This is a genomic window from Leucobacter aridicollis, assembly GCF_013409595.1.
Lineage (GTDB): Bacteria > Actinomycetota > Actinomycetes > Actinomycetales > Microbacteriaceae > Leucobacter > Leucobacter aridicollis.
The window spans coordinates 1232753-1257976 of sequence record NZ_JACCBD010000001.1 but is presented as its reverse complement, the minus strand read 5'-3'; the positions used below and the strand labels follow the sequence as shown (position 1 = coordinate 1257976).

The window sequence follows — 25224 nt, the reverse complement described above, 5'->3', positions numbered from 1 at the left end:
CGACAGTCGGCATCTTCCGGTCCAGAGATCGCTGACATCCGCCGCTCCACAGGGGAGCCAAGTAGACTGACAGTACCGGGGGAAAATCCCCCATGACTCACACCAACGCAGGAAGTACTAGACACCGCGTGACCACTCAGACTTTCGCCGATCTCGGCGTGCCCGCTCCCATCGCCCATGCACTCGATAAGAACGGCAAGACTGCCCCGTTCCCGATCCAGCGCGACACCCTCCCCGACACACTGAAGGGGCGCGACGTGCTCGGCCGCGGCCGCACCGGCTCGGGCAAGACCATCGCGTTCGGCATTCCGATCGCCGCGAACCTCGCCGGCGGCGAGGCAGGAATCGCTGCGGGCGAGGCCGCGAAGAAGCGTCGCCCGTCGCGACCGCGCGCCATCGTCCTCGCCCCGACCCGCGAGCTCGTCACGCAGATCGCGGAGACGCTGAAGATGCTCGCCGACCCCGTCGGGCTGAAGGTCACGACGATCTTCGGTGGCGTGCCGCAACGCCGCCAGGAGGTCGCGCTCGAAGCCGGCGTCGACATCGTCGTCGCAGCCCCGGGCCGCCTCGACGACCTCCTCAAGCAGGGGGTGCTGACGCTCGACGGCGTCGAGATCACCGTGCTCGACGAGGCCGACCACATGGCCGACATGGGCTTCCTCCCCGTGGTCACGCGCATCATGAACAAGACCCCGAAGCAGGGCCAGCGCCTCCTCTTCAGCGCGACGCTCGATAACGGCGTCGACAACATCGTGAAGAAGTACCTGCACAATCCGGTGATGCACTCGGTCGACTCCGCTGAGTCCCCCGTGCCGCAGCTCACGCACCACATCTTCGAGGTGTCAGGCAAGGGCCAGAAGGACGCCCTCATCGAGGCGCTCGCGAGCGGTACCGCCCGCAGGATCATGTTCACCCGCATGAAGCACCAGGCGAAGAAGCTCGCAAAGCAGCTCACCGCGGCCGGTATCCCCGCCGTCGAGCTCCAGGGCAACCTGTCACAGAACGCCCGCGACCGGAACCTCGCTGAGTTTGTCTCGGGCGAGGCGAAGGTGCTCGTCGCGACCGACGTCGCCGCCCGCGGCGTGCACGTCGACGGTGTCGACCTCGTCGTCCACATCGATCCCCCGGTCGAGCACAAGGCGTACTTGCACCGGTCGGGCCGCACCGCGCGCGCCGGTAACGAGGGCGACGTCGTCACGATCGTGCTCCCCGAGCAGCGCGGCGAGATGCGCCAGCTCATGCGCGCGGCGAAGATCAACGTCACGCCGCTGCAGGTCGATCCGATGGCGAAGAGCGTCAACCGTGAGGTCCTCGACCTCATCGGCGAGGTCGCTCCCCGCCAGGATCCGAAGGCTATCGAGCAGCGCCGCGCGGAGGCGCAGGCCGCGCAGCAGCGCGCCGCCGGTCACAACCCCGCCGGGTCGGGATCGTCCACGGGTGCCAACGCCAAGCGTAAGCGCTCGCGCCGTGGTGGCGGAGGCCAGGGCGGACAGGGCGCAGCCTCGGGTGGCCAGCGCGGCGGTCAGGGCGGTCAGCGCTCGGGTGGCCAGCGCGGCCAGGGCGGCCAGGGCGGCCAGGGTGGCCAGGGCGGACGTCCCGGCGGGCGCTCCGGCGGCCAGGGCGGCGGCCAGCGTCGCCAGGGCGGTCAGCGCAGCGCCTAACTGCATTTGATTGAGCCGGCCCGCGGCATCCGGGGGCCGGCCGCCACTGCTGAGTTGGCAGTTGTTGCCGTTATGGCGTCGCCGTAGCGACAACAACTGCCAACCGCCGGAGGGGGGCACGGCCGGAGGGGGCACGGCCGGAGGAGGCGCGGCCAGAGGGAATGCAGGACCAGGCACGGCAGGACCGGGCCGGCAGGCCCAGGCCCTACCCCGCGGGCTAGCGGCCGATCATCTCCTGCTTGTGGATCCTGCCAGCTCGCGCGAACCAGGCGACGACGAACGAGAACACGAGCGCGAAGAACACGCCGAGATTCGCGTACGCCCAGTCGCCGTCCTTGCCGCCGATGAACCCGAGCAGGTACCCCTGCCAGTTGTTCCACGGGGCGTCGGCGGCGAAGCCGTTCGTCACGAGCCCCCAGCCGATCGCCGAGGCGACGACGAAGATCGCGACCGAGGTCCAGTCCCACGCACCGTAGCGGCCGCGGGCGTCGAACAGGGCGACCTCGTCGTAGTCGCGCTTGCGGCGGAGGATGTCGGCGATCAGGATCCCCGCCCATGCAGCGAGCGGCACTCCGAGCGTGATGAGGAAGCTCTGGAACGGCCCAAGGAAGCCCTCCGCGAAGAACACGACCCAGATCGTTCCGGCGGTGAGGATCAGCCCGTCGATGCCCGCGGCGGCTGGGCGCGGGATCCGGATCCCGAGGCTCAGGAGCGTCAGCCCCGACGAGTAGATCCCGAGCACGGCGCCCGACACGAGCGCGAGCACGGCGGTGAGCAGGAACGGGATGAGTACCCACACCGGCAGCAGCGTCGCGAGGGCGCCGATCGGGTCGTTCCCGACGGCGTCCATGAGCGCCGGGTCGGAACCGGCGAGCAGCAGGCCGAAGACGACGAGGATCGCGGGTGCGAGCGCGCCACCGATCGTGTTCCAGAGGATGATCGACCCGTCAGAGGCGTCGCGGCGCTGGTACCGCGACCAGTCGGCGGCGATGTTGATCCAGCCGAGGCCGAACCCGGTCATCACCATGACGAGCGCGCCGATGACGTTCCCGGTGCTCCCGGCGGGGATCGCCATGACCGCGGCGAGGTCGATGTGCGGCGCCGCGAGGACGATGTAGAGGACCGTCACGGCGCCCGTGATCCAGGTCAGGATCGACTGCATCTTCATGATCGTGTGGTAGCCGAGCACGGACGCCACGACGATGAGCGCGGCGACGACGATCGTCGCGACGAGCTTCACCGCGACGCCGCCGTCGCCGCCGAGCTGCGTGATGACCGTCGCGGTGGCGAGCACCGCCATGATCGCGAGGAAGGTCTCCCAACCGATCGAGGTCAGCCAGGAGATGATGCCGGGCACCTTCTGGCCGTGGACGCCGAAGGCCGCGCGCGACAGCACCATCGTCGGCGCGGACCCGCGCTTGCCTGCGATCGCGATGACGCCGCACAGGAAGAACGACACGACGATGCCGATCACGGAGACGGCGGTGGCCTGCCAGAACGAGATGCCGAAGCCCAGGACGAACGAGCCGTACGACATCCCGAAGACCGAGACGTTCGCCGCGAACCACGGCCAGAACAGGTCGCGTGGCCGCGCGGTGCGGGCGCCCTCCGGCACGATCTCGATCCCGGTGCGCTCGACGAGTGAGGGCGATAGTTCTTCGTTGGACACGATTGCCTCCGTGACGCGGTAGGCGCTCCCCCGTGGAGCTCCCCTGCGACAATCATCCCAGAACGGGGCCGCTCCGGGCAGACGAAAACGATCTGGCCCGCCGCCCGCACCTCGTCAGGCGCGGCCGCCGGGCCAGATCGTGAGTGGTTCCGCCGTTAGCCGGCGAGCTGGCCGCGCATCGCGGCCTGGAGCGTGTCGAGCCTGGTGACGCCGAGCTGCAGCGCCTCGCGGTGGAAGTCGCGGATGTCGAACGTTCCGCCGCCGGCTTCGGCGCGGCCCTGAGCCTCGTCGCGCAGCTCCTCCCAGATCCGCTGCCCGATCTTGTATGACGGCGCCTGGCCCGCCCACCCGAGGTAGCGGAGCACCTCGAAGCGCACGAAGCCGTCGTTCATGTTGACGTTCTCGGCGAGGAACTCGAACGCGTAGTCGCCGTCCCAGACCCCGCCGCCGTCCGGGCGCTGCTTGCCGAGGTGGACGCCGATGTCGAGCACGACGCGGGCGGCGCGCATGCGCTGGCCGTCGAGCATCCCGAGGCGGTCAGCGGGATCGTCGAGGTAGCCGAGCTGTTCCATGAGGCGTTCCGCGTAGAGCGCCCAGCCCTCGGCGTTCCCGGAGCTGCCCGCGAGCTGACGGCGCCACTCATTGAGCGTGCCGCTGTTCACGACGGCCTGGCCGATCTGGAGGTGATGCCCGGGCACGCCCTCGTGGTAGACCGTCGTGAGCTCGCGCCACGTGTCGAACTCGGTGACGCCCTCGGGCACCGACCACCACATGCGGCCGGGCCGCGAGAAGTCGCTCGACGGGCCGGTGTAGTAGATCCCGCCTTCCTGCGTCGGCGCAATCATGCACTCGAGCGTGCGGATCTCCTCGGGAATGTCGAACTGGGTCGCGCCGAGCTCGGCGACGGCGCGATCGCTCGTCTCCTGCATCCACTGCTGCAACGCTTCGGTGCCGTGCAGCTTGCGCGAGGCGTCGCCGTCAAGGTGCGTGATCGCGTCGGCGACGATTCCGGGGCGCGGCCGCTCGCCAAGGATCTCCCCGGCGATGCGCTCCTGCTCCTCCGTCATGCGGCGCAGCTCCTCGACGCCCCACTCGTAGGTCTCGTCGAGATCAACCTTGGCCCCGAGGAAGACCTCCGACGCGAGCTCGTACCGCTCACGCCCAAACGCGTCGGTCTCAGGCGCGTGCGCGGAGAGGTGCGTGTCCAGGAAGTTCGCGAGGCCCCCGTACGCCTCAGAGGCGGCGTCTGCAGCCGTCGCGAGATCCTGACGGAGCGATTCGGGGACCGACTCCCCCGCGCGTTCGGCGAGCTCGGCAAAGAACCCCTTGGGCTTACCGCCGGGGCCTGCATCGCCGGGCACCCCGCCGCGCGGCTGGATGAGCGGCGACATCCCCGCGGTGCGGCGCAGCTGGGCCGCGACCTCACGCACCTGGCGCAGCGCAGGCACCAGCCCGCGCGCGACGCCGGCATCGAGCGACTCGCGGTAGGACCGCATCGCCTCGGGCACCGCGGCCATGCGTGCCGCAATGTTTGCCCAGTCGGCCTCGGTGTCGCTCGGCATGATGTCGAAGATGTCGCGAACCTGCTGGCTCGGCGACTCGATGACGTTGAGATTGCGCAGTTCCTCGCCAGCGTCGTGGCGCGCGAGCGAGAGCTCCAGTTCGGCCGTGAGATCGATCTTCGTCACGCGGTCGACGTCGTCGGCGGGTGTCGCCTCGCGCAGCTTCGCGAGGGTGTCGCGCATCACGGACGCCACGGCGTCGCTGCCGGCGGGCGAGAAGTCGTTCAGGCGGGCGTGGGCACTCTCACGCCCGATGTAGCTGCCGGTGATGGGGTCGTGCTCTGTGAGCGCGTCGACCCAATCCTCAGCGATCTGGTCAATGGCGGTAGTTTCGCGTTCGAGACTCATGATGAGAGCTTATCCACGCGCCGCCAAAAAATAGGGCAGAATAGGAGGGTGCGCTGCAGGATGCCGCGCGCTCACAGATTTCTGAGGAGACACAGTGAAGATCCGCACACGCATTGCAACCGCCGCTTCTGTCGCGCTCGCTACCGTTCTGGTCAGCGCGCCCGCGTTCGCGTCGGAAGGCGTCGAGAAGGTCGACACGCACGCACCGTTCTCGGCTGCCGGCCAGCCCGTAGACGTCGTCGCGATCTCGATCGTCGGCATCGTACTGCTCGGCGTCGTGCTGCTGACCTCGACGCTCGTCGGCAACCTCTTCGAGAAGAGCAAGAAGAAGGCCTAACGCCTTCACGCACAGGGCGGGTGCTGGCAGTTGCCGGACCCGCCCTTTGTTGTGCCCGGATGCGGTGCGGGCGCCGCCGCGCGGGCCGCGCCCGAGCCTGGCCAGGCCTGGCCGGGCCTGGCTGATGGCACCACGCGCCGAGCCCGAGTCATGGCACCACGCGCCGCGCGCGAGGGAGAGCCCCTACCTCGCTGAACGACCCCAATCCAACGGTTGGGAAGTACCTCTGTTGCGGGGAAGGGGCTCTTCGGCGGGTGGCACACAGCAAGTGGCGCCCGGGCGGAGGCGCCCGGTCGGCGCCGGGCAGGCGAAGTACAGGCCCGCCGGCTTGCGAGGCTTCCCAGCGCGCAAGCCGGCCTGGCCAGGTCGGGTGGCTAGTTGGCGCTCGCAGTCAGCGGGTCGCGGACCACGCGGAACGTCGCAACCAGCGGGTCGGCGGCACCGCGCACGTAGCCCGTCGGTGAGGCGGCAACGGCCTGCAGGAACGTCACGGTCTCCTCGGTGATCTCCTCGCCGGGCACCAGGTTCGGGATCCCGGGAGGGTATGCCGCCAGGGTGTCCGCCGAGATCTGGCCGATCGCCTGGTGGGCGGTGACGACGATGCTCTCCGCAAAAAACGCCGCGCGGGGCAGCATGCGCAGCGTGCCTGCCTCGGGCAGCTCGGGGAACGCGCCGAGCTCGCTCGGGCCGCCGTTGCTCGCGAGGGCTTCCTCGGCCACCGCTTCGAGTCCCGCCATGACACGGTCGATGTCCGGGGTGGCGAGCGCGCCGATGACCGCGACGATCGTCGTGGCCGTCGACATCTCGAAGTACACGCCGTACTCCGAGATCATGCGGTCGCGCACCCAGTGGCCGCTGCGGCCGAGGCGCGATACGTCGATCGGGATCCGCAGCGGGTCCACGCTCACGATGTCGGGGAAGTCCCCGAAGTCATCGCTGATGACCGTGAAGTGCTCGCTGGCTCGCAGGCGGTCACGGAACTCCTCGGACAGCTCGATCGAGCGACCGATCTGCTCCGTGCCGTTCATGAGCGCGTGCCTGGCCGAGTCGAGCGACCCCATGAGCAGCGCGCTCGCGGAGGTCGACGCGGTCATCGTGTACGAGCGGTTCACGAGCGGCTCGAGCCTGTCGGCGAACTCGGTGTCGCCCATGTGCAGCATCGCGGACTGCGTGAACGAACCCGCAAGCTTGTGCGTGCTCGAGATCACGAGGTCGGCGCCGAGACGGACGGGCGAGTCCGGGAGATCCTCATGGAAGCCGAAGTGCGCCCCCCAGGCGCCGTCGACGATGAGTGCCGCGCCGTGCGCGTGGGCGACGCGTGCGAGGCCCGCGACGTCTGCGGTCGAACCGAAGTAGCTCGGCGAGACCACGTAGACGCTCTGCACCGCGCGGCCGGCCTCGGCCTCGGTCGCGAGCGCGTCCTCGAGCACCTCAGGGGTGAGTCCGTGAGCGATGCCGTGGTCGTGGTCGACGTTCGGCGCGACGAAGGCCGGGATAAGGCCCGCGAGCAGCACGCCGTCGGTGAAGCTTGAGTGCGAGCTGCGCTGCATGAGCACGCGCTCGCCGAGCCCGCGCACAGCGAAGGCCGCGGTGCGGTTGCCCTGCGAGGCGCCGTTCGTAAGGAACCAGGTGCGGCGAGCGCCCCACGCGTCCGCAGCGAGTTCGAGCGCCTGCGCGAGCGGCGAGCCGGGCCCGAGGTCGATGCCGTCGAGCATGAGCGGCACGTCGAGCTGCACTGCGCGCTCGCCGAACAGTCGCGCGAGGTGTTCCCCGCCGGCCTCGGGTGCGCAGCCGTGCCCGGGCACCATCAAACTCTGCGGCCCCGCATCGGCGAAGCGCTCGAGGGCGGACGCGTAGGGGGCGTCCTGCTGGGTCACATGGGTCTCAATAGGCATACCTTTCATAGTGGCCTCGCCCGGTTCCCAGGAGAACCCCTGATTCAGCTCCCTAGAGACATATACTGTATGTATCAGGGCGCTGAATTCTTCGCCGTAACCTCAGCTATTCCGGGAGCGCACGTGATCGATCTTCGCCAACTCCAGGCGCTCAGCGCCGTCGCCGCAGAGGGCTCGGTGGCCCGCGCCGCGTCCAGGCTCGGGTGGAGCCAGCCCACCGTCGACTACCACCTGAAGAATCTCGACAGGCTCGTTGGCACGGAGCTCACGTCGCGAAGCAGCAGAGGATCGCGCCTCACCAACGCCGGGTTGCTCATGCTCGAGCGCGGCGAGGAGATCCTCGGGCTCGCCGACCGCACCCTCACCGACGTCCGCGACCTCGCCCAGCTCGGGCACGTCAGGCTGCGGTTCGGCATCTTTCCGACAGCCGCGGCGCGAATCCTGCCCGGCATCGCCACGCGACTCTCGGAGCTCGGCATCGAGCTCGATGCCACCCTCGCCGAGGTCATGCCGCTCGTCGGCGGCGTCAACCAGCACACCCTTGACGCCGCCCTCGTCTATGCGGCGGGCAGCTACGCGCTCCCGCTGCGCTCAGAGGTGCACACGACGCACGTGTTCACCGACCCGATGCTGCTCGCGCTCCCGGCGAATCACGAACTCGCGCACATCGAGGAGTTCGATACGCAGGCACTGCTGCAACTCGGCGGCGAGAACTGGGTCATGGGGTCAACGCCGGGCGACACCCTCGACGATCTCGTTCGCGAGCTCTTCGAGGAGACTCGCGTGAAGCTGACGGTGCCCGTGCGCACCGACGACTATGCGGTGGTACTCGGTCTCATCGCGGCGCACATGGGCGTTGCCCTGGTGCCGTCGCTCATGCGTTCCAGCGTGCCGGAGGGCGTCGTGCTGCGGCCGATCGCGGACGACAGGTTCACACGAGAGCTGCTGCTCGCCGCGCCGGCAGGCCCTGCGGGACCGAGCGCCGCGGTGCGGCAGCTCGCGGAGGCGGTACGGCGCTCGATCAGCGCGCTCGACTCCCGCCACGTCGGCCAGGGATAGGGCCGGCACGCAGAGGCGCCCGCCACCGCAGAGGCGGGCGCCCGAGACCTCCGGTTACTCGCCGATCTCGCCGGCGGCGACGGTCTCCGCAAGCGCGTGGACCTGAGCGAGGTGATGCGCGCTGTAGAAGTCAGCCTCGGCGAGACGTCGCGCGTCGTCGTCGGTCCGCTCCCCGTGCCCGAGCACCGCGGTCGCGATGGTCGCGTGCATCCAGCCACCCACCAACGTCGCCAGGAGCTCCTGGAACGGCACCGACACCGCGTACGCATCGCGCGGGGTTGACGCGAAGCCGAGGAGCGCCTGCGTGGCGCGCTCTGCCGCTCCGACGGCGCGCTCGGTGCGCTCGGCCACTCGGGCGGCGAGCGCGTCGCCCGTCGCGGTGAGGGCTGCGGTCTGCTCGCGGATCATCGCGAACACCTGCCCAAGCGTCTGGCCGCTATCGCGGAGCACCTTGCGTCCGACGAGGTCGTTCGACTGGATCGCAGTGGTGCCCTCGTAGATCGGCATGATGCGCGCGTCGCGGAAGTGCTGCGCCGCGCCAGTCTCCTCGATGAAGCCCATGCCGCCGTGCACCTGCACGGCGTCGGAGGAGATGTGCACGGCCTGCTCGGTGAGCCACGACTTCAGGATCGGCACGAACAGCTCGGCCAGCGCGCCCGTGCCGTCAGCCTCGGCGCGGTCGTGCACGTCACCGACGAGCACCGAGAACGCGCGCATCGCGGAGATCCGGCTCGACATCGACAGCAGCAGCCGGCGGACGTCGGGATGTCCAGCGATCGGAGTGCCGTCGGGCAGCCCGAGCACCGCACCCTGCACCCGCGTGTGTGCGTACGAGAGCGCGCGCTGGTAGGCGCGGTCGGCCACGCCGAGCCCCTGGACGCCGATGCCGACCCGCGCCTCGTTCATCATGACGAACATGCCCATGAGGCCCTGATTGAGTTCGCCGACGAGGTAGCCCGTCGCGTCTTCGAACTGCAGCACGCAGGTCGGGCTCGCGTGAATGCCAAGCTTGTGCTCCAGCCCGACGGTGACGACCGAATTGCGCTCGCCGGGCGCACCGGATGCGTCGAGTGTGAACTTCGGCACGACGAAGAGCGAGAGGCCGCGGTGTCCCTCGGGGGCGCCTTCGGTGCGGGCGAGCACGAGGTGCACGATGTTGTCGGCAACGTCGTGGTCTCCCCAGGTGATGAAGATCTTCTGGCCGCTCACGGCCCAGCTGCCGTCGCCGTTGTCGCGGGCCATCGTGCGCACCGCGCCGAGGTCGCTGCCGGCCTGTGGCTCGGTGAGGTTCATCGTGCCCGTCCACTCGCCGCTCACGAGCTTGGGGAGGTACGCGGCGCGGAGCTCCTCAGACGCGTTCGCCTGGATGGCACGGATCGCACCGTGGCTCAGCGCCGGGCAGAGCGCGAACGCGGCGTTCGAGGCGTTCCAGAACTCCGAGAGCGCGGCGGTGACGGATCCTGGCAGCCCGTCTCCCCCGGCGTCCTCCGCGACCGACGCCGAGACCCAGCCGGCCGCCGCGAACGACTTGTAGGCCGCCGTGAAGCCGTCGGGCATGCGCACGTTGCCGTCAACGAGCTGGGCGCCCTGCTGGTCGCCCACGCGGTCGAGCGGCGCGAACACCTCGGCGGCGAACTCGCCCGCGGCCTCCAGCGCGTCGCCTGCGTCGGCCGCGCTCAGCGCGCCATCCGTGGCCCGCGCCACGACGTCGGTGCCGAATGCCTCACCGAGCAGGAAGGCGTAGTCCGCGACGGGCGGCACGTACGTTCCGCCATCGGGAACAGTCTGCTGGGCGAAATTTGCGATTGCCATACTCGACACTCCATCGTTTGTCGTCCTGGGCGCCAGTGGTCGCGGCGCGTCCCCAGAAGTATGCCTGAGACTCAGTCTCAAATCAAGGCCACTCGGCCCACAATTGCCGCAACTTCCCCCACATCCCGGGGATACATATGCGGCACCGGGTTTCACCCGTGTGCTAACTTCTCACCCATGAGCGACCGAAACCCAGCGACTGAGCACACCCCAGCGGACTCGCCGCAGGCGACGGCCGTGCGGTATCTCACCGAGCACGGGTACGAGCAGACCACCACGAGCAGCCTCGCCGACGCAATCGGGATGAGCCGCAGCACGTTCTTCCGGCGGTTCGGCAGCAAAGAGGACGTCGTCTTCGCCGACCACGACCTCGCGCTGAGCCAGCTCCAGGAGCAGCTCGATGCCTCCAACCTCAGCGCATCCGTGACGATCGCCCAGGGCACGCTCGAGGTCTCGCGCGTACTCACCCGCGACCCGGTCACAGCCAGGATGCGCTCCCAGCTGCTCCGCAGCACTCCCCTGCTGCGCGAGCGCGAACTCGTCATCACGCACCGCTACGAGCGCATGTTTCAGCGCTATCTCGCGCGCGTCGCGGCTCCAGGGACCCCCGACTGGGGCTCGATCGCCGCCGCCGCGGCGATCGTCGCAGTCCACAACGCCGCGCTCCGCCGCTGGATGAAGTTCGGCGACACCCACGCATTCGAAGAGCTCGAGCGCGAGCTCACGGAACTGTTGGGCAGATTCGCGCCGTGGTTTGGCGGCGAACGCGGCGCCTCGCGCGTCGTCGTCGCGTCGTTCAGCGCCGACGCGGCGCCCGAGGACGTGCTTCGCGCGGTCGCCGCACAGCTCCCGTAAGGAGGCAGTGCGGCCTCGCACCCGCGAGGCCGCACTGCAGCCGAACTAGCGGCTCACAAGGACCTCCTCGTCGGCCCGCGCCTGCGCACGCGCAGCCCGGCGCGCCCGAATCCGCCCGCTCACGGCGAAGCCGAGCACGAGGATCAGCAGCGCGTACAGGGTGAGCACGATCGGCCCCTGCACGAGCACGGAGAAGTCGCCGTTCGCGCTCATGGTCGCGTCGCGCAGGCTCGTCTCGGCGAGCGGGCCAAGCACCATGCCGATGATGAGCGGGGCGATCGGGAAGTCGAGCGCCCGCATGAGGAACCCGACGATGCCGACGCCGAGCAGCACGAGCAGGTCGAACGTCGACCCCGACGTCGCGTAGATCCCGAACGCGCAGAACACCGTAATGCCCGCGTACAGGTAGGGCCGCGGGATGAGCAGCAGTCGCGCCCACAGCATCGCGAACGGCAGGTTGAGGATCAGCAGCACGATCATCGCAATGAAGAAGCTCGCGAGCAGCGCCCACACGAGGTCGGGGGCGCGCTCGAACAGCAGCGGGCCGGGCTGGAGTCCGTACTGCCGGAACGCGGCGAGCATGATCGCGGCGGTCGCCGAGATCGGCAGCCCGAGCGCGAGCAGCGCGCCCATCGCCATGCCGGTCGTCGAGTTGCCGGCAGCCTCCGGAGCGGCGAGACCGCGGATCGCGCCCGTGCCGAACTTCGGCTGTGCGCGCCGCGCGTCGAGTCGCTTCTCGAGCCCGTACGCGAGGAACGTGGGGATCTCGGAGCCGCCCGCGGGGATCACGCCGAACGGCAGCCCGATCGCGGTGCCGCGTGCCCACGCTGGCGCCGCCTCACGCAGCTCCGCGCGCGACAGCCACGGCCGCCCCTTGGGGCGGATGATCTTGCCGCCGGAGACGTGCCGTTCGAGGCAGGCGACGTAGATCACCTCGCCGAGCGCGAGCACGGCAACGGTGACGGTAACGAGCGAGATGCCGTCGAACAGGTTGGGCGAGTCCATCGTGAAGCGCGGCGCCCCGGATACGCCGTCGATCCCGATGACCGCGATCCCGAGCCCGATGAACAGCGACGCGAGGCCCCGGATCGCGCTGTCCGTGACGACCGACGAGGTCGCCGCGAACGCGAATACGGCGAGCGCGAAGAACTCGGCCGGGCCGAACCGGGTCGAGAAGTCGGCGAGCACGGGCGCGAGGAAGACGACGACGACCGAGGCTACGATTCCGCCGATGAACGCGCCGATCGCCGCGGTTGCGAGCGCCTGCGCGGCCCGACCGTTGAGCGCCATCTTGTGGCCCTCGAAAGTCGACGCGATCGCCGACGCCTGCCCGGGGGTGTTCATGAGGATGCCCATCGTCGAGTCGCCGAAGAGGCCGCCGAAGTAGACGCCCGCGAACATGATGAACGCGGCGGTCGGCTCGAGCGAGAACGTGACCGGCAGGAGCAGGGCGACCGCCATCGACGATCCGAGCCCGGGCAGCACGCCGACCGCGGTCCCGAGGACGCAGCCGATGAGCACCCAGAGCAGGTTTTGCAGGCTCAGCGCGCCGGCGAACCCGTCAAGCAATAGTTGCAGTGTGTCCATGTCAGAACTCCCAACCCAGAACGCCAGACGGGAGCGACATCCCGAGCGCCATGTCGAATGCGATGTAGACGAGCGAGCTCAACGTGAGCCCCACGACGAGGCTCACGAGCGGGCGCCGCGTGCCAAAGCCCCGCGCGACGCCCCAGAACAGCAGCGCCGCGGCGATGATCCACCCGAGGTAGGGCAGCACGAGCGTAAACACGAGGAACGATCCGATGACCCATGCGAGTGAGGCCCAGTCGATCCTGACCGCGCGGGCGGGCTCCGCAGGATCGCCATCGGCATCAACGTCGGCGTCGACGTCGGCGCCGCCAGCTGCGCCTTGGCCGATCAGGATCGCGGGATCCTCATCATGCTGCTGCGTCGCCGCGCGCCGGTGCTCGCGCAGCGCAGCGACCGCGAGCAGGATCGCGAAGAGCGTGAGCCCCCCGGCGATGAGCGCGGGGAAGAATCTCGGGCCGGGGAACGCGGTGCCCTCTGGCACCCGCATGGTGACCATGCCGATCGCGAGGTATCCCGCGAAGGCCAACAGCACCGCCGGCATGATGAGCTGCACGAGTAGCGCCCTGCCGCGATCCTTCCCGGCCGTCAGCGTGATCTCTTCGCCGACGACGGCGGACATCGCCGTCGGATTGTGTGAGTAGCTCATTGCCCCATCTCCTCGTAGAGTCGCGTGATGCGCTCGCGTTCGGTCTGAAGGAATGCCGCGACGTCGGGGCCGACAATGAAGTGCTCGCTCCAGTGATAGCGGCCGACCGCGGACTCCCACTCCGGAGTCGCGACCGAGTCCTCGATGAGCTCGGTGAGCTGCGCCGTCTCCTCGTCGGTGATCGCGGCGGGCGCCGCAAGCATGCGCCAGTTCGCGAGGGTGACGTCGTAGCCCTGCTCGCGCGCGGTCGAAATGTCGATGCCAGCGACGGGCTCCTCCGCGATCAACGCGAGCGCCCGGAGGCGGCCGGACTCGATCTGGTCGATGTTGTCGGGGTACCCGCCGGCGGCGGCCTGCGCCGTCCCGTTGAGCAGCGCCGCGACGGCCTCGCCGCCGCCGTCCGACGAGATGTAGGTGGTGTCGACGGGGTCGATGCCAGCGGCGAGCGCGAGGTCAGTCACGACAAGCTGATCGAAGGATCCGCCGCCCGTCCAGGGCACCGCCCCCGGGTCGGCCTGCCACGCGGCGACGAGATCATCGAGCGTCTCGTAGGGCGAGTCGGCGGGGACGACGATGACGTCGTACTCGTCGAACAGCACCGCGAGCGGGGTGACGTCGTCGAGCGTCGCAGCCGAGCCGTACTGGATGGTCGCCGCGAGCAGCCCCGTCCCGCCGACGAGGATCGTGTTTGCTCGCCCCTCGAGACGGGTCATGTTTCCGAGCGCGATCGTGCCGCCGGCGCCGGGCATGTTGACGACCTGCACGTTCGCGGTGAGGCCGTTCGCGCGCTGCGCCTGCTGCATCTCGCGGGCGACAGTGTCCCAGCCGCCGCCAGCGGCCGCGGGGGCCACGATCGTGAGGGACGAGGTGATGTCTTGCCCAGCCGACGCCGAGCTGATGGAGCCGAAGGCTGCGACGCCGATCGCGGCGACGGCGATGACGCCTCCGATGAGCCTCGTGACGGGTCGCGCCCGCCGGTGGTGTTCGCGCGGCTCGTGCGCGCTGGAAGGTTCTTCCACGGGTTTTCACTCCTTTGTGAGGGCGCCGGTGCGCCGTACTCGGCACCAACAGTGCCACGCCGCGGCCCTCGCCGGCCCGCCTCACGCATTTAACCTCTTTGATGCTCACGGCGCGGGGGAACGCGCGCCGTGCGGGCGGTCTAAACTGAAGCGTCGACAAGGAGGTAGCGACGGTGGCGAAGAGGCTCACTGCCCGCGGGGCGCGGCTCGTCATGCTGTTTGCGCCGACCGTGATCGTTGTCGCCGTCGTCGTGCTCACCACCGGCATCGCGTACGCCGTGCAGGAGCGGGGCATCCGCGAGACCACCGGCGAGCGCGTGTCGAGTGTCGCGTCGAGCCTCGCTGAGCTCACCCAGGTGCGCTCGGCGCTCGCGCTCGTCCACTCAGACGTCTCCGCGGCCGCCGCGGAGCTGCAGCCCCTCGCCGACGTGATCGAACGGGCCGCCGGCGTCGACTACGTGGTGATCTCTGACGAGCGCGGCATCCGCGTCACCCACCCCACCCCGGCGGAGCGCGGCAAGCGCGTCTCGACGGACAACTCGGCGGTCATCGCCGGCGAGACGTTCCTCGGCACGGAGACCGGCACGATCGGGCGCACGCTGCGCGCGAAGGTGCCGGTTCGCGCCGCGGACGGGGAGATCATCGGGGCGCTCTCCGTCGGCATCCTTGAGAGCCGTATCGCCGATGACGCGTCCGAGGCGCTCCGGCGGCTCCTCCCCTGGGCGCTCGGCGCGCTCGTGGTGGGAACGCTGCTGAGCTCGACGGTTGCCGCGCTGCTCGAACGCCGCTTTCGCCGCTTGGACGCGGCGGCGCGTGAATACGCGGGGTTGCGGCGCACCGCGGCCGCGCTGCAGGAGCAGTCGCACGAGTTCGTGACCCGGCTGCACGTGATCCACGGGCTCGTCACCCACGGCGACACGAGCGAGGCGCTGCGCTACATCGAGGGGATCTCCCCCGTCACCACGACGGTGCACGGCGAGAGCCTGAGCACCCAGCCGCTGCTGCGGGCCACTGTCGATGCGCTGCGCGCCGAACTGAGCGCGCACGGCGCCAGGCTCGAGGCGGAGTTCGCCGTCACGAGCGTGGTCGACGAGGAGGTGAGCCTCGTCATCGCGAACCTCTGCAGGAACGCGGGCGAGGCTCACGCGACGGTCGTGCACTGCGCGCTGTCCGAGCTCGACGGCGTCTTCCACGGCGACATCTCCGACGACGGCGACGGGATCGAGCCCGCGGACATCGAGCGCCTGTTCACGCGCGGCGTCTCGACGAAGGCCGACCGCACGGGCACCGGCAGGGGCATCGGCCTGGACCTCGTGCGTCGCACGGTCGCCGGCCGCGGCGGGGCGGTGGAGGTGGGCCGGTCGGCGTCGGGCGGCGCCAGGTTCAGGTTCACGATGGAGGCGCGATGACCGATTCCCGCACCAGGCAAGCCACTCGGGTGCTCATCGTCGACGACGACGCCGGAGCGCGGCAACTCCACAGCCGCTTCGTCGCGAACGCTGCGGGCTTCGCGGTCGTCGCCGCCGTCGGCACCGGGCTCGCTGCGGTCGAGCGCATCGTGCGCGGCGAGGTCGACCTCGTGCTGCTCGACATGCGGCTGCCCGACATCAGCGGGGTGGAAGTGCTGAACCGGGTGCGCACGCTCGGGCCTGCGTCGCCCGACGTGCTCGTCATCAGCGCCTCCCAGGACCGGGTCACGGTACGGCAGGCCCTCGCCGGGCAGGTCGTCGGATATCTCGTCAAACCGTTCACGGAGGCGGCCCTCCTCGGCAGGCTGCAGGCCTACCGCAGCGACCTCGCGCGCGGCCAGGCGCGCCCCGAGGACGCGCGGGAACTGCCGCTCGCGCAGGGCGAGATCGACAGGCTGCTGTCGACAGGCAGCGTCCAGGCGCTGCGGGAGCCGCCGGGAGCGCACCGGTCGCCGACAGTGCAGGGCGATGCCGGGCAGGCTGGGCGTGCCGCCGTTCGGCAGGTCGGGCCGGACGGACGGGCGAGACAGGCCGCCCAGGCGCCCGCAGCACGCCTCCCGAAGGGGATCTCGCAGGTCACGCTCACCGAGATCGTCGCCGCGCTGGATCCGGTGATTCCGCTCACCTCCGCCGCGCTCGCCGAAGCGTGCTCGGTGTCGTCGGCGACAGCGCGGCGCTATCTCGACTACCTCGTGGAGATCGGGTCGATCGACCTGTCTCACCGCTACGGCAAGCGCGGCCGGCCCGAGGTGCTGTATCGGCTCGTTCCGCCGCCTCCCGGATAGCTGCGGCTACTTCGCCGCGGGACGGATCAGCATCTCGGAGATCGTGCCATCCGGTTCGACACGCACCTCAAGCGAGAACGATTCGGCGTTCGCCGCCGTGATCCGCGCCGCGCCAACGACGTCGCTCACGTCGGCGTAGTCCGTCGTCTTGAACGGCTTGAGCGGCCGGACCCCCTCGTTCAGCTGTGCCGCGAGGTCCTCGACCGACACCTGTGCGAGGAATTCCTTCGTGAACCGGCCCTCGAGCTGGTCGACTGTGATGTCGGCGTCCGCGTTGAGCAGCCCGAGCGCCCACTCGATCTGGCCGGCCGCCGCGGTCTCGGGGATCGCGACGACGCCGCCCGGGTCGCTCGTCTCGGGCGCCGACGCTGGCGACGTGCACCCCGTGAGCATGAGCCCTGCGGCGGCCGCGAGTGCGGCGACTGTGACCGCGGACCGGCGTCGCTGCGCGCGGGGATTCGACGATACCGCGAGTGTCGGCGACGAGGGTGTGGGTGCGGGCATGCGGGGCCTCCGTTGGTGGATCTCTGTGGTGTCCTGCCAACCTATCAAGCGGCGAGATCGGTCGCCAGACGACGAAGTGCCCCGGCCGCACGCGCGACCGGGGCACCCTCTCCGCTTTCGCGGGTCCTGTGGCTAGCCCCCGAAGGAGACGTAGCCCGCGATGAGGTACGCGATGAACGACAGCGCCGCTGCGAAGCCCGCGTACGGCAGGATCGAGAGCATGAGGTTCAGCGGCTTCACACCGACAGACTTCGAGGCGAGGATCATGCCGTCGCCGTACAGGCAGGTCGTCGAGCCGAGGGCGGCACCCGAGAACACGGCCGCGCCGGCGAGCACGGGATCCACGCCAACGGCAATCGCGAGCGGCAGCACGACGGGAGTGATGACCGCGGCGAGGTCCCAGAACGCGCCGGTAGCGTAGGCGTACAGGCCGCACACGAGGAACACGATGGCGGGCAGCAGCGCGCCGTTCATGATGGGCTCGGTCGCTCCGATGACCCAGTCAGCGAGCTGGAGGTCCATGTTGATCTGCTGCACCATGAAGGCGAGCACGAACAGCACCATGACGTACGACATGCTCATGATGCCCTCGAACGCCTGCTCCACGACGTCCTTGAACGTCATGCGGCGCTGGACGAGGTAAAGGATGATCGCGACGACGACCGCAGCAGCGGCGCCCTTCACGATGTCGACCTCGGTGAGGATCGTGACGACGACGAGGGTGATGATCGGGATGAGGAAGTTGAAGGGCAGCGGGCGCTTGCCCTCGGAGCCATCCTCAGCGAGCTCGAACGCGCGCTCCTCGGGGGTGAGCCCCTCCGGCAGCGGGTCGCCGGTGCGGTCGACGCGCGCCTGCTCGCGCTTCAGCGGCCCGACGAGGGGCAGCACGCCGAGCGCGAGCAACAGCCCGACGATCAGCGCGATCCAGCCGAAGAAGACGTACGGCAGGCCGGCAATGTAGGCGCCGAAGCCCGAACCGTTCACGGTCACGCCGTCCTGCTCGAGCAGCGCGGAGAAGAAGATCGCCCAGGTCGAGAACGGGATCACGATCGCGATCGGCGCAGACGTGAGCTTCACGACCGAGCCGAGCATGGTGCGCGGCACGTTGTACCTGTCGGTGACCCGTTTCATCGAGGTGCCGACGGTGAGCGCGTTCAGGTAGTCGTCGATGAACAGCGCGATCGTGAGCAGCCACGTCAGCAGCAGCGACTTGCGTCGCGAGTTCACGAATCGCTCGGTCCACTTCGCGAAGTCGTTGACCGCCCCTGAGACGTTGAAGTAGGCAATGAGGATGCCGAACAGCACGACGACGAGCACGAGCCAGTGCACGGTCTCGTTCGACAGCGAGGAACCGACGAGCCCGACGAGCGAGTCGAAGAACCCCCAGCCGCCGATCAGGATCGCGCCGACGACGGCGCCCGAGAACAGGCCGAGCAGCGCTCGCTTGGTGAGCACCGACACGACAAGGACGGTAAGGACTGGCAGCAGCGCCAGTGCAGTGTTTTGGACCACGGTGGCCTTTCGAGGGAGCGACGGTGCCGCTCGGATGGGTGATGTGGGGTAAAGCTACTCGACGTGCGACGTGCGCAGCCCGTCGAGATATGTTGCGCGCACGGGGAGCGTGGCGAGATCGTCGCCTGACACCCCGAGTGGATCCGCAGACCACACGGCGAGGTCTGCACGAGCGCCGGCACGGATGATGCCGAGGTCGTCGTCGCCCTGCGCGAGCGCTGCACCGCGAGTGTATCCGTGCAGCGCCTGGGCGGCGGAAAGTCGTTCTTCGGGCTCGTACACGAACCCCTCCGTGTCGCCGGGCGCACGCCGTAGCATAGCCCACGCGAGGCCGACGCGCGCGTCGAGGTCGGCGATCGGCCAGTCGGAGCCCAGCGCGAGCGGCGCGCCCGCCCGGACTACGGAGCCGGCGGCCCAGCCGCGTGCGGCGCGCTCGGGGCCGAGCCGCCGCGCCCACTCGTCGCTGCCATCGGAGATTCGCCACTGCATGTGCGGCAGCTGCATCGACGCCGTGATGCCGGCCTCGGCGAGGCGCTCGACGTCGCGCGGTTGCAGCGTTTCGAGGTGCTCGATGCGGTGCGGAACCCCGGTGCGGGCGATCGGACCGGCGGCCTCGTAGGCGGTGATCGTCTCGCCGACGGCGCGGTCGCCGATGGCGTGCGTCGCGATCTGGAAGCCGGCCTCCGCGAACTCCTTCACGGTCGCGGCGAAGTCGGCCTGATCCGGCCAGAAGCCAGTGAGGCCTGCCCCGTCGGCGTCCGCCTCGTACAGCCAGCCTGCGCCCGTGTCGATGACGCCGTCCGCGTAGAGCTTGATGACGCCGCCGCGCCACCGGTTCCCGCCCCGGTCGACCTGCGCCTTGATCGCCGCGCGGGTCTCCGCCGTGTAGCTCGGCTTGATGTCCATCGCACTCACGATCCGAACGGGAAGCCCCATGCCGGTGGAATCGAGCGCCTGGAGCAGGTCGAGCGTCTCCGAGTTGCCGTCCATGATCGTGCCGCCGGTGAGGCCAGAGCGGCGCATCTTTGCGAACGTCGCGCGCGCGGCCTCAAGCGTGTCGTCGCGGCTCGGCTTCGGGGCGACCTCGAGGACGGGCTGGTAGGCGCTGTCCTCTCGGAGCTCGCCGGTCGGCACGCCGTCGGCGTCGACGACAACCTCTGAGGTGTCGTCGAACGCCATCGTGCCGGTGATGCCTGCGAGCCGCAGCGCCTCGGTGCTCGCGACGGCGGTGTGGAAGTCGAAGAAGAACACCATCGCCGGCAGCCCGTCGACCGCGTCGTCGAGGAAGCGGGAGGTCAGCGGCGCCCCGTCGAACACGGCGTAGTCGAGGTTCCACGCGCGGACCCAGCCCCCACCGGAGCCCGCGCGCACCCTCGCCGCCTCCGCAGCGAGCGCGTTGCGAAGATCACGCAGATCGCGCACGCCGCCGAGGTCGGCCCCCTGGCACAGCTCCACACCCTGGATCGGGTGCAGGTGCGCGTCGATGAGGCCGGGGGTGATCGTCAATCCGCTCGCGTCGTCGACCTGCGTGCTCGGCCCCCCAAAGGCCTCGGCGATCTCATCAGGCTTCCCCAGCGCGATGATGCGACCGCCGGCGATCGCGATTGAGCGAGGTGACGGGTCGGCGTCGCCGTCCACCATCGAGTGCACGCGCGCACCCGCAATGATCAGGTCGGCAGTCGCTTCTCCCACGGTGGTCCCCCTCGGTTCGTGTGACCCCGTATCCTCGAGTGAGACGCGGAGCAAGTTTAATTTACGCAGATTCAATAAAGACTGCAACCCCGCGAGAGAAGGATGTGCAATGACAACGGCGCCCGACGCCCACAGGCCGGCAGGCCGACCGCGCCAAGCGATCCTCTCCCACGAGCGAATTCTTGCCGCCGCGTTCGAGCTCGCTGACGTCAAGGGCGGCGATTTCACGCTCGCCGCGCTCGCCCGAAATCTCGAGGTTCGACCCTCCGCCCTGCACCACTACTTCGCGGGCAAGGACGAGCTCATCGCTGGCATGCGCGGCCAGCTCACGCGCCGGGTGGGCGACCACGGCTTCGAGTCGCGCCCCTGGCACGTCGCGATCGCGGACTGGGCGCGGGCGTACCGCGACACCTTCGGGGCGCACCCCGGGATCATCGCGGCGCTCGCGACGATGCCCGTCGACGACGAGCCCGAGTCGATCATCGACTACGAGCGGATCGCCGCGGCGATGCGGCGCGATGGCTACCCCGAGCGGCGGATCGTGCCAGCGATCGTCGCGATCGAGTCGTTCGTCATCGGGTCGGCCCTCGACTCGCTGGCGCCGGCGGATAACCTCCGCCCCGTCGACAACTCCGTGCTCGCCCCGCACCTCACGCGCGCCGAGGAACGGGCACGCGAGCACGCCGACGAGCTCAACACGACGGTCACCGTCGAGACGTTCGAGTTCGGGCTCGCGGCGCTCATCGCCGGGCTCATGGCGGCCGGCGCGCAGGACTAGCGACGCCCGGCCCTCCAGCCCCGTCCGCACGTCCGGGCGAACGAGCGCCCCGCGGCCGCCGGCTAGACCGACAGCTGCTCGGAGTCGGACTCGCGCACGAACAGGGCGACGATCGCCCCGAGCGACGCGATCACGCCGCCGATGAGGAACGCGACGCGCGTGCCGTGCGCGAGCGCCTCCGCGTCGACCGCGACCGGATCGCCGCCGGCCCACGACACCGAGATCAGCGTCATCACGGTCACGAAGAGCGCCGTGCCGGCCGCACCGGCGACCTGCTGCACGGTCGACAGCATTGCGGACCCGTGCGACGCGAGCTCGACGGGGAGTGAACCGAGCGAGACCGAGAACAGCGGCGTGAACACGCCAGCGAGCCCGACGCTGAGCACGAGGTGGGTGGCAAGCACCTGCCAGACCGCCGTGGTCTCGGTGAAGAGGCCCATGCTCAACAGCGCGAGCGCGGTGACGATGGTGCCTGGGATGAGCATCGGCCGGACGCCACGCGCATCGATGATGCGCCCGACCACGGGGCCGAGCAGCCCCATGAGCAGCCCGCCAGGCAGCAACAGCAGGCCGGTCTGCAGCGGCGTCAGACCGAGCACGTTCTGCGCGTAGATCGGCACGAGAATGAGCGAGCCGAACAGCGCCATCGCCGCGCACGCGATGAGGATCACGGAGAGCGCGTAGGGGCGGCTGCGGAACGTGCGCAGGTCGAGGAGCGCCCGGTCGGTGCGCTGGAGCGTGAGCTGGCGCCAGATGAAGAGCGCGAGCGCGACCGCGCCGATCCCTGCGGGGATGACCGGTGGCACGAGCGCCTGCCCGTTGGCTGCGCTGCCGATCTCGCTGAGGCCGAGCACGAGCCCGCCGAAGCCGAGCACCGACAGCAGCACGGAGAGCACATCGATCGTGGTGCGCTTGCGCACGCCGACGTTCGGCATCCGCAGCCCGCCGACGACGAGCGCGACGATCGCGATCGGGAGAACAATGAGGAAGAGCCAGCGCCAGCTCAGCACCTCGAGAATCATGCCCGACACTGTCGGGCCCAGCGCGGGAGCGACCGACATGACGATCGAGATTCTGCCCATGATTCGCCCGCGCTGGCCCGCCGGGACGAGCGTTACGACGGTCGTCATGAGCAGCGGCATCATGATCGCCGTGCCGCAGGCCTGCACGATACGCCCGATGAGCAGCATCGACAGGCCAGGCGCGAGCGCGGCGACGAGCGTGCCGACGCTGAACAGCGACATCGCCGTGATGAACAGCGCTCGTGTCGGCACGCGCTGGATGAGCATGCCCGTGACCGGGATCACGACGCTCATCGTGAGCAGGAACGCCGTTGTCAGCCACTGCCCCTCGGACGCGGAGATGCCGAGCGTGTGCATGAGCTCCGGGAGCGCGACGCCCATGATCGTCTCGTTGAGGATCACGACGAACGCGGATCCGAGGAGAAGCCAGATCGCGAGGCGCTCGCGTGGACCGAACGCGCGCGCTGCGGGGTCGTTCGATTCAGTGAATTCTGGGGCGTCGTCTGAAGTTGGCATAGGAGGGATATTCTATGCCCGTCGCGGCCGCTCAGTGTACTCACAGCGGCTCAAATGCGAGCGAACAGTTGGTGTCGCCGGACGAACCCAGCCGGAGGGGTGCCGTCGAGCCCGAACTGCAGTAGTCCCGCGCCGGGACCGCAGTGTCGGCTCGGCGGTCGGCTCGGCGGTCGGCTCAGCGGTCGGCGCAGGCGGCCCCGGCGTCGGCGGGCAGCCCGAGCGCGGCGCGTGTGTCCGCGGCGGCGTCGGCGACGGCTCCCCCGCCCTCCCACGCGTAGTCGGCGATGGCGGCGGCTGAGAGCTCCGCGACCTCTCCGGCCTGCCGGGCGTCAGCATCAAGAGATTCGGCGACCGCGGCGACCGCCGAGCTAGCGCCATCGGGCCACGCAACCGCCGGGTCGGCGAGGCTCTCGGCCGCGATGGCCGAGGCCTCCTGCAGCGCCTGCAGCTGCGTCGCGAGCGGGCCGGTGTCAGCGCTGTCTCCTCTGGAGACGGCGAGGCGAAGTCGGTCGAGCTCGGCGTCGACGCTGTCCCACACATCGTTGACCGGGCAGACCGCGTCAAGGTAACGTGACCCGGCCGCCGTGACCGTCAGCTCCTCGGGTTCTGGTTCTGGCGCGGAGCACCCCGCGAGCGTGAGCGCGGCGACCGCCGCAAGTCCTGTCAGAATTCTTGCTCGCACCTTTTCAGGATAACCGGGTTAGGCTACGAACATGGCAAGATACCTGACTGAAGCGGACGCGGCCGAGGCCGGCATCACCATCACCCACGAGCCTGCCGCGCAGCGCTTCGCGATCTACCGCGAGGGCAACGGCGGCGCCGAGCTCGTCGGCGAGGCCCACTACTCATTTCCGCGCGACGGCGTCGTCGACTTCGACCACACCGTCGTCGACGATTCGCTGCGCGGCACCGGCCTGTCTGGGCTCCTCGCACACCGCGCGGTGACCTCCGACATCGCGCAGGCACACACGGTGCAGGCGTCGTGCTGGTTCATCGAGGGCTACCTCGCGAAGCATCCCGAGCTACTCAACCAGTCCACGTAACCGCGGGGGCTACTTCGAGCTCTTGAGCCTGATCCGGTCCTTGAGGCTCGTCTTCGGGGTCTGCTGCTTGATGAGCGAGGTGAGATCCTTCTCGATGAGCTGCTGAATCCGCTCATCGCGGTGACTGCGGTACTCGTCGTCGTGCCCGCCGCTGTAGTAGGGATGGCTCGCGCGCTCTTTGAGCGAATCACCGATCTCCGACCACGCGAGCCCGCGGGCGCGCTCGACGGTCGCGCTCAGGTACTCCTCGTCCTCGGTCCGAGCGCGCAGCTCCGCCGCGACCTGCTCGTAGACCTCTTGGCGGTGCTTGAGTGTCCGGCTGTCGCTGTTGCCGTACTCGGTCTCACTCCACGAGCTGCGACCGGTGTCCTTGATCTCGCCCCTGACACGCGAGATGTGCCGCGCATCCCGCTCGCGCTCGGCGGCGAGCTCGTTGAGGGCGTCGCGCACCATCTCGACGATCTGCGCCTCGTCGTAGTCGGCGTGCTCCTTGAGCGCGTTCATGATGATCGCGTTCTTCACGGTCATGCGCACGGCCACGTCGGCGACGAGCAGCCCCTGCTCGACGATCTCTTCGACGGGCGCGAGCACGCGCTTCGGGAGACGGCGCGGCGGCTGTGCCTGCCGCTTACGCTTGGAAAACCAGCCCAACTTCGCCTCCTCTCAAGACATCCTCACCATTATCTCGTATCGCCGAGCGCGGGGAAGCATTCCTCGACGAAACCAGGGTTTCGATGCGCTGCGTCGTTGCAGCCTGCCAGGGCATCGGGCCTCAGCCGACCGGGGACGCCCAGACCGAGTCCGATGCGGCCTTGCCGAGCAGCACCTGCGTGCCCGACCCGTTCACCTCGACCGCGGTCGTCTCGGAATACGGTTCGCCCTCGATGAGGTCGAGCTCCGCGTCAACGATGATGCCGCGCGACGCGAAGTACTGCAGCATCTCGGGGTCGGCATCGGAGATGCGCTCGACCCGCACGCGACACGGCGCGACGATCTCGGTGAGCAGCTGCGCCGCCGGGCGGTGAACGAGCCCATCGGCGCTCGGGATCGGATCGCCGTGCGGGTCCCGCGTCGGGTAGTCGAGCACGCGGTCGATCCGGTTCACCATCTCGTCGGACACCGCATGCTCAAGGCGATCCGCCTCGTCGTGGACCTCGTCCCAGGAGTAGTCGAGCACGCGCACGAGGAACGTCTCGAGCAGCCGATGCCTGCGGGTCATGACGACCGCGAGTTCGCGCCCCTCGTCGGTGAGCGTCACCGTGCCGTAGCGCTGGTGGTCGATCAGCCCGGAGTCGGCGAGCTTGCGCAGCGCGTCGGAAACCGTCGAGAGGCGGACCCCGGCCGACTCCGCGATCGCCGAATTGGTAATCGGGGTATCCGACCATTCGGCCAGGCTCCAGATCACCTTGAGGTAGTTCTGCATACTCGCAGTGATGTTCTCAACACTCAC

22 protein-coding genes are annotated in these 25224 nt (G+C 69.6%); 8 read left to right on the top strand and 14 right to left on the bottom strand.

Annotated elements, in window-relative coordinates; all coding sequences use genetic code 11:
• Positions 1–92 precede the first annotated feature (92 nt).
• A complete protein-coding gene (locus BJ960_RS05810) occupies positions 93–1661 on the top strand; it encodes a DEAD/DEAH box helicase (protein ID WP_185986594.1) in 1569 nt (522 codons plus the stop codon).
• A gap of 217 nt (positions 1662–1878) precedes the next feature.
• Here the strand turns inward: BJ960_RS05810 and BJ960_RS05805 are convergent, their stop codons facing one another.
• The gene (locus BJ960_RS05805; RefSeq protein ID WP_307814680.1) at positions 1879–3330 is read right to left on the bottom strand and encodes a purine-cytosine permease family protein; all 1452 of its coding nucleotides are present in this window, start codon (positions 3328–3330) and stop codon (positions 1879–1881) included.
• A gap of 155 nt (positions 3331–3485) precedes the next feature.
• Positions 3486–5240 (bottom strand): DUF885 domain-containing protein, encoded by a 1755-nt coding sequence (locus BJ960_RS05800; protein WP_185986593.1) that lies wholly within the window; start codon positions 5238–5240, stop codon positions 3486–3488.
• 94 nt (positions 5241–5334) lie between these two features.
• Here BJ960_RS05800 and BJ960_RS05795 point away from each other — a divergent pair, with 94 nt between their 5' ends.
• Positions 5335–5577, top strand: a complete 243-nt coding sequence (locus tag BJ960_RS05795; protein ID WP_121077272.1) for a hypothetical protein — start codon at positions 5335–5337, stop codon at positions 5575–5577.
• 374 nt (positions 5578–5951) lie between these two features.
• Here BJ960_RS05795 and BJ960_RS05790 read toward each other — a convergent pair whose 3' ends face one another.
• Positions 5952–7472: an aminotransferase class I/II-fold pyridoxal phosphate-dependent enzyme gene (locus BJ960_RS05790; RefSeq protein ID WP_220663869.1), complete on the bottom strand. Its 1521-nt coding sequence runs from the start codon at positions 7470–7472 to the stop codon at positions 5952–5954.
• A 123-nt stretch (positions 7473–7595) separates the two neighbouring features.
• Here BJ960_RS05790 and BJ960_RS05785 point away from each other — a divergent pair, with 123 nt between their 5' ends.
• The gene (locus tag BJ960_RS05785) at positions 7596–8531 is read left to right on the top strand and encodes a LysR family transcriptional regulator (RefSeq protein ID WP_220663871.1); all 936 of its coding nucleotides are present in this window, start codon (positions 7596–7598) and stop codon (positions 8529–8531) included.
• Positions 8532–8585: 54 nt separating this feature from the next.
• Here the strand turns inward: BJ960_RS05785 and BJ960_RS05780 are convergent, their stop codons facing one another.
• Complete coding sequence (locus BJ960_RS05780; RefSeq protein WP_185986592.1) at positions 8586–10343, bottom strand: acyl-CoA dehydrogenase family protein; 1758 nt, start codon at positions 10341–10343, stop codon at positions 8586–8588.
• A 177-nt stretch (positions 10344–10520) separates the two neighbouring features.
• Here BJ960_RS05780 and BJ960_RS05775 point away from each other — a divergent pair, with 177 nt between their 5' ends.
• Positions 10521–11198, top strand: coding sequence for a TetR/AcrR family transcriptional regulator (locus BJ960_RS05775; RefSeq protein ID WP_185986591.1), 678 nt, complete (start codon positions 10521–10523; stop codon positions 11196–11198).
• Positions 11199–11243: 45 nt separating this feature from the next.
• Here BJ960_RS05775 and BJ960_RS05770 read toward each other — a convergent pair whose 3' ends face one another.
• Genes BJ960_RS05770 through BJ960_RS05760 form a run of 3 tightly spaced genes read right to left on the bottom strand, consistent with a single transcriptional unit; the run spans position 11244 to position 14453 of the window.
• A complete protein-coding gene (locus tag BJ960_RS05770) occupies positions 11244–12785 on the bottom strand; it encodes a tripartite tricarboxylate transporter permease (RefSeq protein ID WP_185986590.1) in 1542 nt (513 codons plus the stop codon).
• Between the two features lies 1 nt (position 12786).
• A complete protein-coding gene (locus BJ960_RS05765) occupies positions 12787–13434 on the bottom strand; it encodes a tripartite tricarboxylate transporter TctB family protein (protein ID WP_185986589.1) in 648 nt (215 codons plus the stop codon).
• On the bottom strand, positions 13431–14453 hold the full coding sequence (locus BJ960_RS05760) for a tripartite tricarboxylate transporter substrate binding protein (protein ID WP_185986588.1): 1023 nt from the start codon (positions 14451–14453) through the stop codon (positions 13431–13433). Before BJ960_RS05760 ends, BJ960_RS05765 begins: the two co-directional genes overlap by 4 nt.
• 173 nt (positions 14454–14626) lie before the next feature.
• Here BJ960_RS05760 and BJ960_RS05755 point away from each other — a divergent pair, with 173 nt between their 5' ends.
• On the top strand, positions 14627–15862 hold the full coding sequence (locus BJ960_RS05755; RefSeq protein WP_307814679.1) for an ATP-binding protein: 1236 nt from the start codon (positions 14627–14629) through the stop codon (positions 15860–15862).
• Positions 15859–16707 carry a response regulator gene (locus BJ960_RS05750; protein WP_185986587.1) on the top strand — a complete coding sequence of 283 codons (849 nt, stop codon included), beginning with the start codon at positions 15859–15861 and terminating at the stop codon, positions 16705–16707. Before BJ960_RS05755 ends, BJ960_RS05750 begins: the two co-directional genes overlap by 4 nt.
• A gap of 6 nt (positions 16708–16713) precedes the next feature.
• Here the strand turns inward: BJ960_RS05750 and BJ960_RS05745 are convergent, their stop codons facing one another.
• From BJ960_RS05745 to BJ960_RS05735, 3 genes are all read right to left on the bottom strand, one after another.
• On the bottom strand, positions 16714–17211 hold the full coding sequence (locus tag BJ960_RS05745; RefSeq protein WP_185986586.1) for a Cpe/LpqF family protein: 498 nt from the start codon (positions 17209–17211) through the stop codon (positions 16714–16716).
• Between the two features lie 132 nt (positions 17212–17343).
• The gene (locus BJ960_RS05740) at positions 17344–18723 is read right to left on the bottom strand and encodes a Na+/H+ antiporter NhaC family protein (protein WP_121077293.1); all 1380 of its coding nucleotides are present in this window, start codon (positions 18721–18723) and stop codon (positions 17344–17346) included.
• Positions 18724–18777: 54 nt separating this feature from the next.
• Positions 18778–20415, bottom strand: a complete 1638-nt coding sequence (locus tag BJ960_RS05735) for an amidohydrolase (protein ID WP_307814678.1) — start codon at positions 20413–20415, stop codon at positions 18778–18780.
• A 109-nt stretch (positions 20416–20524) separates the two neighbouring features.
• On the opposite strand from BJ960_RS05735, the gene BJ960_RS05730 reads away from it, so the two are divergent.
• A complete protein-coding gene (locus BJ960_RS05730; protein WP_183075353.1) occupies positions 20525–21193 on the top strand; it encodes a TetR/AcrR family transcriptional regulator in 669 nt (222 codons plus the stop codon).
• Positions 21194–21255: 62 nt separating this feature from the next.
• Here the strand turns inward: BJ960_RS05730 and BJ960_RS05725 are convergent, their stop codons facing one another.
• Together BJ960_RS05725 and BJ960_RS05720 are read right to left on the bottom strand one after the other, a co-directional pair.
• On the bottom strand, positions 21256–22731 hold the full coding sequence (locus tag BJ960_RS05725) for an MDR family MFS transporter (RefSeq protein ID WP_185986585.1): 1476 nt from the start codon (positions 22729–22731) through the stop codon (positions 21256–21258).
• A gap of 175 nt (positions 22732–22906) precedes the next feature.
• Positions 22907–23413: a hypothetical protein gene (locus BJ960_RS05720; RefSeq protein WP_185986584.1), complete on the bottom strand. Its 507-nt coding sequence runs from the start codon at positions 23411–23413 to the stop codon at positions 22907–22909.
• Positions 23414–23444: 31 nt separating this feature from the next.
• On the opposite strand from BJ960_RS05720, the gene BJ960_RS05715 reads away from it, so the two are divergent.
• A complete protein-coding gene (locus tag BJ960_RS05715) occupies positions 23445–23774 on the top strand; it encodes a GNAT family N-acetyltransferase (protein WP_185986583.1) in 330 nt (109 codons plus the stop codon).
• Between the two features lie 9 nt (positions 23775–23783).
• Here BJ960_RS05715 and BJ960_RS05710 read toward each other — a convergent pair whose 3' ends face one another.
• Positions 23784–24425: an asparagine synthase gene (locus BJ960_RS05710; RefSeq protein ID WP_185986582.1), complete on the bottom strand. Its 642-nt coding sequence runs from the start codon at positions 24423–24425 to the stop codon at positions 23784–23786.
• Positions 24426–24546: 121 nt separating this feature from the next.
• Complete coding sequence (locus BJ960_RS05705; RefSeq protein WP_121077305.1) at positions 24547–25224, bottom strand: metal-dependent transcriptional regulator; 678 nt, start codon at positions 25222–25224, stop codon at positions 24547–24549.